The organism is Caenimonas aquaedulcis, assembly GCF_015831345.1.
GTDB lineage: Bacteria > Pseudomonadota > Gammaproteobacteria > Burkholderiales > Burkholderiaceae_C > Ramlibacter > Ramlibacter aquaedulcis.
In genome coordinates this window covers 634655-651469 of record NZ_JADWYS010000001.1, presented here as the reverse complement: position 1 = coordinate 651469, position 16815 = coordinate 634655, and the positions used below count along the sequence as shown (strand labels likewise).

Annotated in this window: 16 protein-coding genes; 13 read left to right on the top strand and 3 right to left on the bottom strand. The window is 66.4% G+C overall.

Annotated elements, in window-relative coordinates; genetic code table 11:
* Positions 1–94: 94 nt before the first annotated feature.
* Together I5803_RS02990 and I5803_RS02985 are read left to right on the top strand one after the other, a co-directional pair.
* Positions 95–1135, top strand: a complete 1041-nt coding sequence (locus I5803_RS02990; protein ID WP_196984935.1) for a hypothetical protein — start codon at positions 95–97, stop codon at positions 1133–1135.
* A gap of 19 nt (positions 1136–1154) precedes the next feature.
* Positions 1155–1526: a hypothetical protein gene (locus tag I5803_RS02985; protein WP_196984934.1), complete on the top strand. Its 372-nt coding sequence runs from the start codon at positions 1155–1157 to the stop codon at positions 1524–1526.
* Positions 1527–1541: 15 nt separating this feature from the next.
* Here I5803_RS02985 and I5803_RS02980 read toward each other — a convergent pair whose 3' ends face one another.
* Both I5803_RS02980 and I5803_RS02975 read right to left on the bottom strand, forming a co-directional pair.
* Complete coding sequence (locus I5803_RS02980; protein WP_196984933.1) at positions 1542–2456, bottom strand: SPFH domain-containing protein; 915 nt, start codon at positions 2454–2456, stop codon at positions 1542–1544.
* A gap of 17 nt (positions 2457–2473) precedes the next feature.
* The gene (locus I5803_RS02975; RefSeq protein ID WP_196984932.1) at positions 2474–2896 is read right to left on the bottom strand and encodes an NfeD family protein; all 423 of its coding nucleotides are present in this window, start codon (positions 2894–2896) and stop codon (positions 2474–2476) included.
* Between the two features lie 146 nt (positions 2897–3042).
* On the opposite strand from I5803_RS02975, the gene I5803_RS02970 reads away from it, so the two are divergent.
* From I5803_RS02970 to I5803_RS02955, 4 genes are all read left to right on the top strand, one after another.
* Positions 3043–5307, top strand: coding sequence for an arginine/lysine/ornithine decarboxylase (locus I5803_RS02970; RefSeq protein ID WP_196984931.1), 2265 nt, complete (start codon positions 3043–3045; stop codon positions 5305–5307).
* A gap of 157 nt (positions 5308–5464) precedes the next feature.
* Positions 5465–5755, top strand: a complete 291-nt coding sequence (locus tag I5803_RS02965) for a hypothetical protein (protein WP_196984930.1) — start codon at positions 5465–5467, stop codon at positions 5753–5755.
* The gene (locus I5803_RS02960) at positions 5752–6984 is read left to right on the top strand and encodes a sensor histidine kinase (RefSeq protein ID WP_196984929.1); all 1233 of its coding nucleotides are present in this window, start codon (positions 5752–5754) and stop codon (positions 6982–6984) included. The genes I5803_RS02965 and I5803_RS02960 overlap by 4 nt, the downstream gene beginning before the upstream one ends.
* Positions 6981–7814, top strand: coding sequence for a LytR/AlgR family response regulator transcription factor (locus tag I5803_RS02955; RefSeq protein WP_196984928.1), 834 nt, complete (start codon positions 6981–6983; stop codon positions 7812–7814). The genes I5803_RS02960 and I5803_RS02955 overlap by 4 nt, the downstream gene beginning before the upstream one ends.
* Positions 7815–7845: 31 nt before the next feature.
* On the opposite strand, the gene fabI is transcribed toward I5803_RS02955, so the two are convergent.
* Positions 7846–8640, bottom strand: a complete 795-nt coding sequence (gene fabI, locus I5803_RS02950) for an enoyl-ACP reductase FabI (RefSeq protein WP_196984927.1) — start codon at positions 8638–8640, stop codon at positions 7846–7848.
* Positions 8641–8680: 40 nt separating this feature from the next.
* On the opposite strand from fabI, the gene I5803_RS02945 reads away from it, so the two are divergent.
* The 7 genes from I5803_RS02945 (at position 8681) to nusA (ending at position 16808) form a co-directional block, all read left to right on the top strand.
* The gene (locus I5803_RS02945; protein ID WP_196984926.1) at positions 8681–10513 is read left to right on the top strand and encodes an extracellular solute-binding protein; all 1833 of its coding nucleotides are present in this window, start codon (positions 8681–8683) and stop codon (positions 10511–10513) included.
* A gap of 8 nt (positions 10514–10521) precedes the next feature.
* Positions 10522–11541: a microcin C ABC transporter permease YejB gene (locus I5803_RS02940; RefSeq protein ID WP_196984925.1), complete on the top strand. Its 1020-nt coding sequence runs from the start codon at positions 10522–10524 to the stop codon at positions 11539–11541.
* The gene (locus I5803_RS02935) at positions 11507–12574 is read left to right on the top strand and encodes an ABC transporter permease (protein ID WP_196984924.1); all 1068 of its coding nucleotides are present in this window, start codon (positions 11507–11509) and stop codon (positions 12572–12574) included. The genes I5803_RS02940 and I5803_RS02935 overlap by 35 nt, the downstream gene beginning before the upstream one ends.
* Positions 12571–14172 (top strand): ABC transporter ATP-binding protein, encoded by a 1602-nt coding sequence (locus I5803_RS02930; protein WP_196984923.1) that lies wholly within the window; start codon positions 12571–12573, stop codon positions 14170–14172. Before I5803_RS02935 ends, I5803_RS02930 begins: the two co-directional genes overlap by 4 nt.
* A 9-nt stretch (positions 14173–14181) precedes the next feature.
* A complete protein-coding gene (gene arfB, locus I5803_RS02925) occupies positions 14182–14592 on the top strand; it encodes an alternative ribosome rescue aminoacyl-tRNA hydrolase ArfB (protein ID WP_196984922.1) in 411 nt (136 codons plus the stop codon).
* A gap of 151 nt (positions 14593–14743) precedes the next feature.
* Positions 14744–15310, top strand: coding sequence for a ribosome maturation factor RimP (rimP, locus tag I5803_RS02920; protein ID WP_196984921.1), 567 nt, complete (start codon positions 14744–14746; stop codon positions 15308–15310).
* A gap of 1 nt (position 15311) precedes the next feature.
* On the top strand, positions 15312–16808 hold the full coding sequence (gene nusA, locus I5803_RS02915) for a transcription termination factor NusA (protein WP_196984920.1): 1497 nt from the start codon (positions 15312–15314) through the stop codon (positions 16806–16808).
* Positions 16809–16815 lie beyond the last annotated feature (7 nt).

Below are 16815 nucleotides of genomic sequence, written 5' to 3'. Positions count from 1 at the left end.
GAGTGGCGCGCTTGACTGTCTGTCTAGATGTGTCTAATACTGTCCAGATGTTACTTAGACAGATATAGACGGACTTAGACAGACAACGGATGCCATGCTGACCAGCAAGGAAGTCATCGACCAGACGGGAATCTCCCGCGCGACCCTGAACAACTACATCAGTAGCGGGATCGTGCCGAGGCCCGAGGTACTGCCGCCGGGGCCCGACGACGGGGACGCTCCGCGCATCGGCTATTTCCCCGATGACGTCGTCGCGCGCATCCTGGAAATCCAGCGGCTGAAGGGATTGGGCTGGAGCCTGTCGCGCATCGCCGAACACCTCGCTTCGCCCGGAGCCGCGCCCGCGGTTGCGCCGGCCCGGGCTCCGCTCGTTGCGCCCCCCATGCCGCCCGCGGCGACGCGAGCTGCCCAGGCGCCGGCGCCCGAACGCGGTTCACCGCGCGCCCCCGTGTTGACGGCCGTGGCCGTGCTGGTCGCCCAGCTGGACAGCCCGCATCGCACCTGGGCCGCGCTGCCGCCCGACGAGTACTTCGAGCTGATCAGCCAGGTCTGGTCGGCGGTCGATCCCATCGTCCGCCGGCATCGCGGCGTCCATGGCCAGCATGCCAGCGACAGCATGGTCTGCTACTTCTTTCCCGATGCGTCCGGCAGCTACCTGTGGAACGCGCTGGGTGCATCGCTCGAGATCCGCGAAACGATGCAGGGCATCAGCCAGTCCTGGCTCCTGCGCAAAGGCTGGCCGCTGGACATCCGGCTCAACACCGGCATCGACGAAGGCCAGGAGTGGCTAGGAAATTTGAAGCCGTCGGCGCAGCCCGAGTTCGCGGGCCTCGCGGCCACCATCCGCCGGGCCAGGCGCCTCGCGGACTCGGCGCCCGCCGGCGCCGTCTGGGCGACCAAGAACCTGGTGGCCCGCCTCTCGGCGCGCGAGCGCAACCGGCTTCGTTACGGCGTGCGCCACCACACGGTGGAAGGCGGCGACAGCGTCGTCGTGCCATCGGTTTTCGAGACGCCGAGCGGCTTCGGGGATCTTCCGGCCGCCCCGACCGAATACATCGCCCGGGGACCGATCACGGAAATCCTGGGCATGGTCCCCGACGACGAGGGCGGCCCCATGGCCGCCCCGGCCCACTAGGAAGTTGCAGGAGTACGCGATGGGATGGTTCAAAACAAAATTCGGGAGCAGTTTCTTCGAGCTGTTTTCGACTTCGTCGCCCGCCAACCTGGAAGGGCCGGGCCAGCAGGTCACCATCGAAGACATCCGCCAGCAGATGCTCCTGCTGCTGGACGGCATCAACGAGCCGAACATCCTCAGGCGGGTGCGGTACTCGCTGGACGTGCAGGGGCTCTGGTACCTGCGCGGGGACCTGCTGGGCGTGCTCGCCAACCAATGGGGCGAAGCCGCGGCGCTGGAGAAGATCCACGCGCTGACGCCGATGTTTCGCGGCGCGTTGCCGCGGGGCATGACGTCGCGGCGCAGCTCGCTGAGCACGGGCCATACGGAGCACCCGGGCGACTCGCGCTAGCCGGCCGGCATCCTCTCAGGCCGCTTTCGTCCCCTGCACCATCTTCATCGCCGAGGTGATCAGGGCCGAGACTTCCGTCATGTTGCTCGGCACGATCAGGGTGGTGGTGGCGTCCGCCGCCACCCGGCTGTAAGCGTCGACCGCGCGTTCCGCGACCTTCAGCTGCACCGCCAGTTCGCCCCCCGGCTGGCGGATCGCGGCGGCGATGCGCTCGATCGCGCCGGCGGTCGCCTCCGCCACGGCGGTGATGGACGCGGCCTCGCCTTGTGCCTTGTTGATGATCGACTGCTTTTCGCCTTCGGAACGGGCAATGTAGGCCTCGCGCTCGCCGGTGGCGATGTTGATCTGCTCCTGCCGGCGGCCCTCGGAGGCGGCGATCAGGGCGCGCTTTTCGCGCTCGGCGGTGATCTGCGACTGCATCGCGTGCAGGATCTCCTTGGGCGGCGTCAGGTCCTTGATCTCGTAGCGCAGGACCTTCACGCCCCAGTTCAGCGCGGCTTCGTCGATCGCCTGGACCACCTGCGCGTTGATGATGTCGCGCTCCTCGAAGGTCTTGTCCAGCTCCAGCTTGCCGATCACGCTGCGCAGCGAGGTCTGGGCGAGCTGCGTGACGGCCACGATGTAATTGGACGAGCCGTAGCTCGCGCGCATCGGGTCGGTCACCTGGAAGTACAGGATGCCGTCCACCTGCAGCTGCGTGTTGTCGCGCGTGATGCAGATCTGGCTGGGGACGTCCAGCGGGATCTCCTTGAGGTTGTGCTTGTAGGCGACGCGGTCGATGAAGGGCACGACGAAATTCAGCCCGGGCGCCAGCGAGGCGTGGTACTTGCCCAGGCGCTCGACGACCCAGGCATTTTGCTGCGGCACGACCTTGACGGCGCGCGCCACGAAGATGATGGCGATGACGAAGATGATGATCGCGACGGTCATGGAGTCCCCTTTGTTGTTCAGATCTTTTCGACGACGAGGCGGCTGCCCACGACTTCGCGCACCCGGTGCGCGCCGGTCGCGGCGGTGCCCGGCGCGAACGGCACGACCGTCCAGTTGGCGCCGCGATAACGCACGGAGGCGGTGCCGTCCGGGTTCCAGGCGTCGACCTGGACCGTCTCGCCGACGTCCATGTTGACGTCGCGGTTGGCGGAGGCCGGGCCGGCCGGCTGGCGCGGGCGCAGCAGGTGCCAGGCGGTCACCGCGCCGCCGCCGACGACGGCGGCCACCACGAGCTGGACCGACGTCCCGGCGCCGGCATGGGCGGCGAGGGCCGCGGCAGCGAGGCCGATGGCCAGCATCAGCAGGTAGAAGGTGCCCGTCAGCAACTCGACGGCAACAGCCGTGCCGGCGAGCAGCCACCAGATGGTCGATTCAGCCATGGCCCCTCCTAGGGTCGTCTTGATGTGGCCTCATTTTGGGTCAATTCGCCTGTCGCGCAAGAAGCGGCCCGGTTATTTCATACACTTCGCGCTCGTTTGATTTTTTTCGCTGCTGGCGCCCGACCGGCCCAGCGAAAGGCCCGCCCATGAAGTTCCGCTTTCCCATCGTCATCATCGACGAGGACTACCGCTCCGAAAACTCCTCGGGCCTCGGCATCCGCGCGCTCGCGGCCGCCATCGAAGCGGAGGGTTTCGAGGTGCTCGGCGTCACGAGCTACGGCGACCTGTCGCAGTTCGCGCAGCAGCAAAGCCGCGCGAGCGCCTTCATCCTGTCGATCGACGACGAGGAATTCACGCCCGGGCCCGACCTCGACCCGGCGGTGCTGAACCTGCGCAAGTTCATCGAGGAAGTGCGCCGCAAGAACCTGGACGTGCCGATCTACGTCTACGGCGAGACCAAGACCTCCCGCCACATCCCGAACGACATCCTGCGCGAGCTGCACGGCTTCATCCACATGTTCGAGGACACGCCGGAGTTCATGGCGCGCCACATCATCCGCGAGGCCAAGAGCTACCTGGAAGGCGTGCAGCCACCGTTCTTCAAGGCCCTGCTGGACTACGCGGAGGACGGCTCCTATTCCTGGCACTGCCCGGGCCACTCGGGCGGCGTCGCGTTCCTCAAGAGCCCGATCGGGCAGATGTTCCACCAGTTCTTCGGCGAGAACATGCTGCGCGCGGACGTCTGCAACGCCGTGGAGGAGCTCGGCCAGCTGCTGGACCACACCGGGCCAGTGGCGGCGAGCGAGCGCAATGCGGCGCGCATCTTCAACGCCGACCACTGCTTTTTCGTCACCAACGGCACCAGCACCTCCAACAAGATGGTCTGGCACCACACGGTGGCGCCGGGCGACGTCGTGGTGGTTGACCGCAACTGCCACAAGTCCATCCTGCACGCGATCATCATGACGGGCGCGATTCCCGTCTTCATGAAGCCCACGCGCAACCACTTCGGCATCATCGGCCCGATCCCGCAAAGCGAGTTCGAGCCTGCCGCCATCCGCGCCAAGATCAAGGCGAACCCGCTCCTGCAGGGCGTGGACGCCGACAAGGTCAAGCCCCGGGTGATGACGCTCACGCAGTCCACCTACGACGGCGTGATCTACAACACCGAGACCATCAAGAAGATGCTCGACGGCTATGTGGACACGCTGCACTTCGACGAAGCCTGGCTGCCGCACGCGGCCTTCCACCCGTTCTACGGCGAATACCACGCGATGGGGCGCAAGCGGGTGCGCCCGCGCGAGTCGCTGACCTTCGCGACCCAGTCGACGCACAAGCTGCTGGCTGGCATCAGCCAGGCGAGCCACGTGCTGGTGCAGGATTCGCAGAACCGCAAGCTGGACCGGCACCTCTTCAACGAGGCCTACCTGATGCACACCAGCACCAGCCCGCAGTACTCGATCATCGCGAGCTGCGACGTCGCGGCCGCGATGATGGAGCCGCCGGGCGGCACCGCGCTGGTGGAGGAAAGCATACTGGAGGCGCTGGACTTCCGCCGCGCCATGCGCAAGGTGGACGAGGAATACGGCAAGGACTGGTGGTTCAAGGTCTGGGGACCGGACAAGCTGGTCGAGGAAGGCATCGGCCGCGCCGACGACTGGATCATCAAGGGCGAGGCCCGCACCGCCAAGTGGCACGGCTTCGGCAACCTCGCCGAGGGCTTCAACATGCTGGACCCGATCAAGTCCACCATCGTCACGCCCGGCATGAACCTGAACGGCAAGTTCGACAAGACGGGCATCCCGGCGTCCATCGTGACCAAGTTCCTCGCCGAGCACGGGATCATCGTGGAGAAGACGGGCCTCTACAGCTTCTTCATCATGTTCACCATCGGCATCACCAAGGGCCGCTGGAACACGCTGCTCACCGCGTTGCAGCAGTTCAAGGACGACTACGCGAAGAACCAGCCGATGTGGCGGATCCTTCCGGAGTTCTGCCAGCAGTACCCGCGCTACGAGCGCATGGGCCTCGCGGACCTCTGCCAGCACGTCCACGAGCTCTACGCCCGCTACGACATCGCCCGGCTGACCACCGACATGTACCTGAGCGACCTCACGCCCGCCATGAAGCCGAGCGACGCCTTCGCCTACATCGCGCACCGCAAGACCGAGCGGGTGGAGATCGACCACCTGGAAGGGCGCATCACCACCTCGCTCGTCACGCCGTACCCGCCGGGCATCCCGCTCTTGATCCCGGGCGAGGTGTTCAACAAGAAGATCGTGGACTACCTGAAGTTCTCCCGGGAGTTCAACTCCCAGTGCCCGGGCTTCGAGACGGACATCCACGGGCTGGTCGAAGAGGCGGACGCCCAGGGCGTCGTGCGCTATTACGCGGACTGCGTGAAGGCCTGAGCGGCGGGGCGGGCGGGGCGCCCGCCGCCCGCTCATCCACCGTTGCGGCAGTTCGTCGCGCCGCCGCGCAGTTCGTCGCAACGGGGGTGAAGTCCCGCGCCGGGCTCCCTACAGTCTCCCCATCGGACCACTTTCGAGGTCCCCCTGGAGGAGTTTCATGAGCCAATTCACCCGCGCCGCCCACCCCGCATTTTCGGGCTCCCGCCTGTCCGTCGCCGTCATGGAAGGCGGCATGATGGCCGCCGCCGCGGCCTTCACCGCCGCGATCTGGCTGGGCGTCGGCGCCTTCGCCGTGACGCCCGCGGCCGCCGACACCACGGTGGCGCAGGCGCCGGTGCACGTGACCCTGCCGACCGTCGTGGTGGTGGGTCGCCGCGACGTGGAGGCCACGCCGGTCGCCACCATGGCCGAAAACACCGCCGCGATTGCGGTTACGCTCCGCCAATGAACTCTCCGCGCACCGAATCCGGCGCAGCCCGCGGGTCGATGATCAGCTGGCTGGCGCGCCTGAATACCCAGGTGTCCCAATGGGCGTCGTCGATGTCCTGGTGGCGCCTGATCCTCCTCTTTCTCCTCCTGATCATCGCGGGCAGCATCCTCGCCGAGCTCCTGCACCTCAAGCACGACCGGGTGCGTGTCAGGGGCAGCGACCAGGAGATGGTCGTCACCATCGGCGGCAAGGACGGCATCCAGATCCGCGGCAAGGACGGCGGCCCGCTGATGATCCCGCCGCACCCGCCCGTCCCGCCCGGCGCCGGCAGCACCGACGCGTCCCCGCCGAGCGCCGCGCCCAAGAGCGCGTCCCCCGATGGCGACGAGGACGATGACGAGGACAAGCAGGTCGTGGTGGCCCGCAAGGTGATCACCGCCCGCGGCATCCTGGGCGACATCGGCAGCGCGTTGCTCGTGGTGTTCTTCGCGTACCTGGCCGCCGCCAAGATCGTCGTGCGCAAGGTGGCGCAGGCGGACGCCAAGGTGCGCACCGCCGTCGATGCGGCCGAGCGCGAGGCCATGGAGCGGCAGCTCGTGCAGGCCCGCCTGCAGGTGCTGCAGGCCCAGGTGGAACCGCACTTCCTGTTCAATACGCTGGCCGCCGTCGACTACCTGATCGAAACCGAGCCGAGCCGCGCCTCGAAGATGCAGAAGGCGCTCATCACCTACTTGCGCGGCGCGCTGCCGCAGATGCGCCAGGAGACCTCGACGCTGGGCCGCGAGATGCGCCTGATCCGGTCCTACCTCGAGCTGATCCAGATGCGCATCGAGGAGCGGCTGCGCGTGGAGATCGCGGTGCCGCAGGGGCTGGAGAGTGCGGACTTCCCGCCCATGATGCTGCAGTCCCTGGTGGAAAACGCGATCAAGCACGGCATCGAACCCAAGTCCGAGGGCGGTACCGTGCGGGTGGCGGCCGGCGTGCAGAACGCGCAGCTGTGGGTGGAAGTGAGCGACACCGGCGTGGGCGTGCCCGACGGGGAAATTCTCGATGGGCCGACCTCCGGCACCGGCATCGGGCTGCAGAACATCCGCGAGCGGCTCGCGGTGCTGTATCCCGGCAAGAGCCGCCTGATGTTGCGCTCGGACCCGAACACCGGCACGGTGGTGCGCATCACGGTGCCCTACAACGTGGCGCCCGAGGCTGCACGCATCGACGACGCCGAATTCGCAGGGAAAGCCGCATGAGTGCCGACGTTTCGCCGCCCCTGCGCGCCCTGGTCGCCGACGACGAGCGGCTCCTGCGCGAACAACTGAAGACCCGTCTGGCGCAGGTCTGGCCCGAACTGCAAGTGGTGGGCGAGGCGCGCGACGGCCAGGAGGCCATCGACAAGGCCGAGGAGTTGCGGCCGGACGTCGTCTTCCTGGACATCCGAATGCCGGCCATGACGGGCATCGAGGCCGCGCGCGAGATCGTGACGCTGCAGGGCTGGCAGGGCGAGATCGTGTTCGTGACCGCGTACGACGAATATGCCGTCGCCGCGTTCGAGCACGGCGCGCTCGACTACCTGCTCAAGCCCGTGGAGGCGGAGCGCCTCGCGCAGACCGCCGCGCGCGTGAAGGCGCGCATGCAGGCGCGCCGGGCCGAGGCGCCGGCGCTGGATGCCCCGCAACAGGAAGCCGCGCTGGACAGCCTGCTCGAGAAATTCCTGAGCGCGCAGCGGGCGATGGGCCGCGCCGGCGGCGCGGAGCCGCCGATGCGCTGGATCCAGGCAACGTCGGGCACCACCACCCGCCTCATCGACGTGAAGGACGTGCTGTTCTTCCGCTCGGACGAGAAATACACCCGCGTGCAGACGAAGGACCAGGAGGCTTTCATCCGCACGCCGATCCGCGAGCTCATGCCGCGGCTCGATCCCGAACAGTTCTGGCAGATTCACCGGTCCACGATCGTGAACCTGGGCTGTATCGCGGCAGTCACCCGTGACGATACCGGTCGGCAACGGGTGCAGATCAACGGGCACCCCGAGGTGCTCGAAGTCAGCCGCTCCTTTGCCCACCTGTTCCGCGCTTCCTGAGCGCGGGACAGGTGGCATTTTTTCGAATGAACTAGGGGGTCGCCGGCTCGGCGATCCCGCCGACGACATGGCTGAAGCCGCCGTCGACGTAGGTGATCTCGGCCGTGACGCCGCCCGCGAGGTCGCTCATCAGGAAGGCGGCGACGTTGCCGACGTCCTCGATGGTGATGTTGCGGCGGATCGGCGAGGCTTCCGCCACCACCGACAGGATCTTGCCGAAGCCCTTGATGCCGCTGGCAGCCAGCGTCTTGATCGGGCCGGCGCTGATGCCGTTCACCCGCATGCCCTTCGGGCCCAGCGATTCGGCCAGGTAGCGCACCGAGGCCTCCAGCGAGGCCTTCGCGAGGCCCATGGTGTTGTAGTTCGGCACGGTGCGGACCGCACCGAGGTAGGTGAGGGTGAGGAGGGCCGACTTCGGGTTGAGGTAGGGCAGGGCGGCCTTGGCCATCGCGGGGAAGCTGTAGGCGCTGATGTCGTGCGCGATCTTGAAGCCCTCCCGCGAAAGGCCCTCGAGGAAGTCGCCGGCGATCGCCTCGCGCGGCGCATAGCCGATGCTGTGCACGAAGCCGTCGAAGGTGGGCCAGGTGGCCGAGAGATCCTTGAAGAGCTGGTCGATCTGCGCGTCGTCGCCGACGTCGCAGTCGAAGATCAGCGTGGATCCGAAGTCCGCGGCGAACTCCGTGATGCGGTCCTTGAAACGCTCGCCGACGTAGCTGAACGCCAGCTCCGCCCCTTGCTCCTTGCAAGCCTTCGCGATGCCGTACGCGATGGAGCGGTTGGACAGAACGCCCGTGATCAACAACTTCTTGCCGGAGAGGAAGCCCATGGTTTTCCCGAATCAAAAAAATACCGGGCAGAATTGTCGCATGCGCTTCTGGCTTGTTTTATTGATGCTGCTCGCGGCCCGGTCGGTCACGGCAGCTCCCGGTTATGCGGTGTGGGGTACTTTCAAGTATGCGCCCGGATTCGACCACTTCGACTACGTGAATCCCGCCGCGCCCAAGGGCGGCGAGCTGCGCATGGTCGCGGGCTCGCGGATCTCGACCTTCGACAAGTACAACCCGTATACGTTGAAAGGCAACGCGCCGTCCTTCACCGGCGAGCTGCTGTTCGAGGGCCTCCTCGCGACGCCCTACGACGAGATCGGCGTGGGCTACGGCCTGCTCGCGGAAGACGTGGAGGTGCCGGCCGACCTCATGTCCGCGACTTTCCGCATCCGGCCTGAAGCGCGCTTCCACAACGGCGATCCCGTCAAGGCGAGCGACGTCAAGTACAGCTACGAGACGCTGATCTCGAAATACGCGACACCTTCGTACGCCACGCTGCTGGCGGACGTCGCCGGCGCGGACGTCATCGACGATCGCACCATCAAGTTCCGGTTCAAGAAGACGGACCGGCAGCTGCCGCTCGTGGTGGGTGGCATCCCGATCTTCAGCCCCAAGTGGGGGATGGAAAACGGCAAGCCCAAGCCCTTCGACCAGATCATCATGGACGTGCCGGTCGCCACCGGCCCCTACAAGATCGGCCCCGTGCGCTTCGGCAAGGACGTCACCTTCGTGCGCGACCCCAACTACTGGGCTCGCAACCTCGGCGTGCGCAAGGGGATGAACAACTTCGATCGCATCACGATCAAGATCTACCGCGACAACACCGCCCAGCTCGAGGCGCTCAAGGCGGGCGAGTTCGACCTGATGCAGTTCTTCTCCGCCGGCGACTGGACCCGACGGATGGACAGCCGCCGCGTGCGCAGCGGCGAGATCGTCAAGGAGGAGTTCAAGCACAAGCTGCCCGAGGGCTACTACAGCTACGTGCTGAACCTGCGCCAGCCCAAGTACCAGGACAGGCGCGTGCGCATGGCGCTCGAGCTCGCGATGGATTACGAGTGGATGAACGTGCACCTCTTCCGCGGTGCGTACAAGCGGGTGAAGGGCGTGTTCGGCAATACGGACTGCGAGGCAAATGGCTTGCCCTCGCCCAAGGAGGTGGCGCTGCTCGAGCCCTTCCGCTCGCAATTGCCGCCGGACGTCTTCGGCCCGATGGCCCTGCCGCCCAACACCGACCCACCGAATTCCCTGCGCGAGAACCTGCGCAAGGCGCAGGCGCTGCTGGCCGAGGCCGGGTGGAAACTGCGCGACGGCGCGCTGCGCAACGAGAAAGGCGAGCCCTTCGTCATCGAATTCCTCGACAGCACGGAGGCGCGCGGCGCAACCACGACGGCCGCCTGGCGCCGCGCGCTCGCGCAGCTCGGCATCGATTTCCAGCTGCGCGAGGTCGACTTCGCGCTCTGGCAGGAGCGGCTCGAATCGAACAAGTTCGACATGCTGAGCATCTCCTTTCCCGGCACGCACTTCCCGGGGTCCGACTACGCGGATCTCTTCGGGAGCAAGGCCGCCGACATCCCCGGGTCGGGCAACTACGGCGGCATCAAGAACCCGGCGATCGACGCGCTCGTGGCACGGCTCACCGTCGCGGACAACCGGGACGACTACCTCGCGGCGTGCCGCGCGCTGGACCGCACCATCGCCCATGGTCATTACCTGATCCCGGCCTGGACCACCACCGGCCGGCGCATCGCCTACAGCCCCTGGCGGCTGGTTCGCCCGCCGGTCGTGCCCGCGTACCCGCCCGAAGGCGTCCCCTACATGGACTGGTTCATGACCGTCTGGTGGGCGCGGATGCCGCCCCAAACCGCGAACTGACCGACACCATGGCCGCCTACATCCTCAAGCGCATCCTGCTGATGCTGCCGACACTCTTCGGTGTCCTGCTCATCACCTTCACCGTCACCCAGTTCGTGCCCGGCGGGCCCGTGGAGCAATACCTCGCCGAAGCCAGGCGCGTCGGCGGCGGCGGCGACACCTCGGCCTATCGGGGCGGGCAGGGCGTGAGCCCGAAGCGCATCGAGGAAATCAAGGCGCTGTACGGCTTCGACAAGCCGCCCGCGGAGCGCTTCTGGAAGATGCTCGGCCAGTACGCGCGCTTCGACCTGGGCCGCAGCTTCCAGCAGAACAAGCCGGTCGCGCAGCTCATCGTCGAAAAGCTGCCCGTCTCGATCAGCCTCGGGCTGTGGACCTTCTTCATCAGCTACCTCATCGCGGTGCCGCTCGGGGTGGCGAAGGCGGTGCGCGCCGGCTCGCGATTCGACTTCATCACGACGGTGCTCGTCCTGGTCGGCTACGCGATCCCGGGCTTCGTCCTGGGCCTCTTCCTGCTCGTGATCTTCGGCGGGCAGCTGGAGTGGTTCCCGCTGCGCGGATTGACGTCCTCCAACTGGGACGACCTGAGCTGGGGAGGGCGCATCGCGGACTACCTGTGGCACATCGCGCTTCCGGTGACGGCCATGGTGCTCGGAAGCTTCGCTGTCACCACGATGCTCACGAAGAATTCCTTCCTGGAGGAAATCCGGAAGCAATACGTGCTGACGGCGCGCGCCAAGGGCCTGAGCGAGCGGCGCGTGCTCTGGAAGCACGTGTTCCGCAACGCGCTGATCCCGATCCTCACCGGCTTTCCGGCTGCTTTTATCGGTGCGTTCTTCACGGGGTCGCTGTTGATCGAAACCCTGTTCTCGCTCGACGGGCTCGGCCTGCTGAGCTATGAGAGCGTGATCCGGCGGGACTACCCCGTGGTGCTGGGCGCGCTGTTCGTCTTCACGCTCATCGGCCTCGTCACGAAGCTGATCAGCGACCTGAGTTATGTCTGGGCCGATCCCCGTGTCAAATTCGATTGAACGTCCCGCCGCCAACAGCCCGGGCGCGCGCGCCTGGGGGCGCTTTCGCAGGAACCGCCTCGGCTTCATCAGCCTGGTCATCTTCCTGGCGATGCTGTTCGTCAGCCTCTTCGCCGAGGTGCTTTCGAACGACCGGCCGCTCGTTGTGCATTACAACGGCAGCTACTACTTCCCGATCGCGAAGGACTATTCGGAGAAGACCTTCGGCGGCGACTTCGAATCCACCGCCGACTACCACGACCCCTTCATCCGCAAGAAGATGTCCGAGCCCGGCAACTGGATGCTGTTCACGTTGAACCCGTATGGGTCGAAGACGCTCGCGTACTACTCGAAATACCCGTTCCCCAGCCCGCCTTCGGCCGAGAACTGGCTGGGCACCGACGAACGCGGCCGCGACATGGTGGCGCAACTCCTGTATGGTTTCCGGCTCAGCGTGCTTTTCGGGCTGGCGCTGATGGCGATCGGGCTCGTGCTGGGCGTCATCTCCGGTGCGATCCAGGGCTACTTCGCCGGAAAGATCGACCTGGCCTTCCAGCGCTTCATCGAAGTCTGGGAATCGATGCCGGAGCTGTACCTGCTGATCATCTTCAGCGCGATCTTCGCGCCGAGTGTGGCGCTGTTGCTGATCCTGCTGAGCCTCTTCGGGTGGACCAGCCTGTCGCATTACGTGCGCGCCGAATTCCTGCGCAACCGGCAGATGGACTATGTCCGGGCCGCGCGGGCGCTGGGCGTGGGCAACCAGCGCATCATGTGGCGGCACATCATGCCAAACAGCATGACGCCGGTCGTGACCTTCATGCCGTTTCGCATGAGCGCGGCCATCCTCGCGCTGACCTCGCTGGACTTCCTCGGCCTCGGTGTCCCGCCCGGCACGCCTTCGCTGGGCGAGCTCCTCCAGCAGGGCAAGCAGAACCTGGATGCCTGGTGGATTTCGCTGTCCACCTTCGGCGTGCTGGTGTTGACACTGTGCCTGCTCACCTTCATGGGCGACGCCTTGCGCGACGCGCTCGATCCCCGGAAGGCCGACCGATGAACCTGCTCGAAGTCAACAACCTGAGGGTCGCCTTCGCCGGCAAGGAAGTCGTGCACGGCGTGAGCTTCACCATCGCACCCGGCGAGAAACTCGCGCTGGTCGGTGAATCCGGCTCGGGCAAGACCGTCACGGCGCTCAGCCTGCTGGGCCTTGTGCAGAACGCCGACGTGACGGGGACCGCGCAGTTCACGGGCCTCGAGGGCGGCGCGGCGCGCGACCTCGTGGCGATGCCCGAGCGTGAACAGCGCGCGATCCGCGGCCGCGAGATCGCGATGATCTTCCAGGAGCCGATGACGGCGCTGAACCCGCTGTTTCCCATCGGCGACCAGATCGCGGAGGTGCTGCAGCTCAAGGAAGGCCTTACCAAGCGCGAAGCCTGGGATGCTGCGGTGGAGGCCTTGCGCGCGACCGGCATTCCGGAACCCGAGCGGCGCGCGATGGCGTATCCGCACCAGTTGTCCGGCGGCCAGCGCCAGCGCGCGATGATCGCGATGGCGCTTTCCGGCAGGCCCCGCCTGCTGCTCGCGGACGAGCCGACGACCGCGCTGGATGTGACCCTGCGCTCGCAAATCCTGGACCTGCTGGGCGACGTGCAGAAGCAGAACGGCATGTCGATGCTGCTGATCACGCACGACCTGAACCTGGTGCGCAAGTTCGCCGATCGCGTGGCCGTGATGGAGAACGGGTACCTGGTGGAGCAGGGACCGGTCGACGAAATCTTCGCCAATCCCCAGCACCCGTACACGCGCAAGCTGATCGACAGCCGCCCCGAACGCGATGTCGTGGAGGGCGATGCGCCCGCCGGCGCTCCCGTGATGGACGCGAAGGGGCTGCAGGTCGCCTATCCCGTCTCGCTGCCCGGGGTGAAAGGCTGGTTCCGCAAGGGCGAATTCGTCGCGGTGAAAAACGCCGGCTTCGCGATCCCGGCGGGCCGCACGCTCGGGGTGGTCGGCGAATCGGGTTCCGGCAAGTCCACCCTCGCGATGGCGGCGCTTGGCCTGATCCCGCATCGCGGCGAACTTGGCGTCGTCGGCCGGCAATGGGGCCCCGATGCCGCGGCAAACAAGGCGATCCGGCGGCTCGTGCAGGTGGTTTTCCAGGATCCGTTCTCATCCCTGTCGCCGCGCATGACAGTGGAGGAAATCGTGGGCGAAGGACTGCTCGTGCACGAACCCGGCCTGAAGATCGACGGCCGGCGCGAACGCGTGCTGCAGGCGCTGCACGACGTGGGCCTCACCGAATCCCAGTTCCCGGGCCTCCTGCAGCGCTATCCGCATGAATTCTCGGGCGGGCAGCGGCAACGCCTGGCCATCGCGCGTGCGCTGATCGTGGGCCCGCAGCTCCTCGTGCTCGACGAGCCCACCAGCGCGCTGGACGTGACGATCCAGAAGCAGGTGCTCAAGCTGCTGCAGCGGCTCCAGCGCGAGAAGGGCCTGAGCTACCTGCTCATCACGCACGACGTCGACGTGATCCGCGCGATGGCGCACGACGTGATGGTGATGAAGGACGGGGACATCCTCGAATCCGGGACGGTGGCGCAGGTGCTGGATTCGCCCCGCGAGGACTACACCCGCACGCTCGTCGCCGCCGCTTCCTGAGGACAGGGGATGGCCACCCGGGCTTCGACGACAATCCCCGAATCCGAGGTCGAACTCACGGCCATGCGGGCGCAGGGCGCGGGGGGCCAGAACGTGAACAAGGTGTCCAGCGCCATCCATCTGCGCTTCGACATCCCCAACTCATCCTTGGCGCCGGATCACAAGGAGCGGCTGCTGGCCCTGGCCGACCAGCGCATCACCCGGGACGGCGTGCTCATCATCAAGGCCCAGACGCATCGCAGCCAGGACATGAACCGCGCCGAGGCCTTGGGACGCCTGCAGGAACTGGTGGACAGCGTCGCCGAGCCGCCGCGCATGCGCCGCCCGACCAAGCCGACCTACGCGTCCAAAAGGAGGCGGCTGGAGTCCAAGAACCTGCGTTCGCAGGTCAAGGTCTTGAGGGGCCGGGTGGACGAGTAGCACAGGTGTTCGGGGGCCTGTAACCCCTTGCAAAACAAGGCGTTTCGAGGTACAATCCTTGCTTCACGACCAAACGGGCGGGTAATCACCGCCCGTTTTTTTTGGTCGATCGTTTATTGGCGCAACGCAAGTGCAAGGGGCATCCGAGGCAGTGGCATTCCAGGACATCGTGGAGCAGACGGTAACCGGTCTCGGTTACGACTTGGTGGAGATCGAACGCTCCGCCGGGGGCTTGCTGCGCATCACGATCGACCTGCCATGGAAGCCGGGCCAGCAGCAGTTCGTGAACGTGGAGGACTGCGAGAAGGTGACGCGGCAGCTGCAGTTCGCGCTGGAAGTCGAAGGCGCGGAATACAAGCGGCTGGAAGTGTCGTCGCCGGGGATCGACAGGCCGCTCAGGAGCGAGCAGGATTTCGAGCGTTTCTCGGGCGAACTGGTGGACATCACGCTGAAGGCGCCGATGGGCGCCGCGGCGGCCGGCCAGGTGGCCGCGAACCGCAAGAAGTTTCGGGGCCAGTTGTCGCGCGGAGAAGGCGCGGGCTGGCAGATCACGTGGAGCGACGAGCCGGAAGCAAAGCCGGGTCAGAAGGTGAGCGCCAAGCGGGTGCCGCCTCCGCTGCAGGTGTTGGGATTCACGCTGGACGAGCTGAAGGACGCGCGTTTGGCACCGATCGTTGATTTCAAGGGCAGGAAGCCCAGGCAGTTAGGAGAGTCGTGAAATGAATCGCGAAATGTTGATGCTGGTTGAAGCGATCTCGCGCGAGAAGAACGTCGAGCGCGACGTCGTGTTCGGTGCCGTCGAAGCCGCACTGGCGCAGGCCACCAAGAAGCTCTATTCGGGCGACGTGGACATCCGCGTGGCGGTGGACCGCGACAGCGGCAACTACGAGACCTTCCGCCGCTGGCTGGTCGTGCCCGACGAGGCGGGCCTGCAGAACCCCGACGCCGAAGAACTGCTGATGGACGCGAAGGAGCGCATCGCCGACGTCGAGGAGGGCGAGTACATCGAGGAATCGGTGGAGTCCGTCCCGATCGGCCGCATCGGCGCGATGGCCGCCAAGCAGGTGATCCTGCAGAAGATCCGCGATGCCGAGCGCGAGATGCTGCTCAACGACTTCATGTCGCGCGGCGACAAGATCTTCGTCGGCACCGTCAAGCGCATGGACAAGGGCGACATCATCGTGGAGAGCGGCCGTGTCGAAGGCCGCCTGCGCCGCGGCGAGATGATCCCCAAGGAGAACCTGCGAAACGGCGACCGCGTCCGCGCCATGATCATGGAAGTCGACCTGACGCTGCGCGGCGCGCCGATCATCCTGTCGCGTTCCGCGCCGGAATTCATGATCGAGCTGTTCCGCCAGGAAGTCCCCGAGATCGAGCAGGGCCTGCTGGAGATCAAGAGCTGCGCCCGCGACCCGGGCTCGCGCGCCAAGATCGCCGTGCTCTCGCACGACAAGCGTGTCGACCCGATCGGCACCTGCGTCGGCGTGCGCGGCACGCGCGTCAACGCGGTCACGAACGAACTGGCGGGTGAGCGCGTGGACATCGTCCTGTGGTCCGAGGATCCGGCGCAGTTCGTGATCGGCGCCCTGGCGCCCGCGAACGTGTCCTCCATCGTCGTCGACGAGGAAAAGCACGCCATGGACGTCGTGGTCGACGAGGAAAACCTCGCGATCGCGATCGGCCGCGGCGGGCAGAACGTGCGCCTGGCTTCCGACCTCACGGGCTGGAAGATCAACATCATGGATGCCAACGAGTCCGCCCAGAAGCAGGCCGAGGAAACCACGGTGCAGCGCGCCCTGTTCATGGAAAAGCTCGACGTGGACGAGGAAATCGCCGACATCCTGATCTCCGAGGGATTCACCAGCCTGGAAGAAGTGGCCTACGTGCCGATCCAGGAAATGCTGGAGATCGAATCCTTCGACGAGGACACCGTCAACGAATTGCGGTCGCGCGCCAAGGATGCGCTGCTGACCATGGAGATCGCGCGCGAAGAGAGCGTCGAGGAAGTCTCGCAGGACCTGCGCGACCTCGACGGCCTGAACCCCGCGCTGATCGCCAAGCTCGCCGAAGCCGGCGTGCACACCCGCGACGACCTGGCCGACCTGGCCGTCGATGAACTCACCGATATCACCGGCCAGTCTGCGGACGAGGCCAAGTCCCTGATCATGAAGGCTCGCGAGCACTGGTTTACCACTGCCACCGCGGCCCAAGAGTGATGTGATG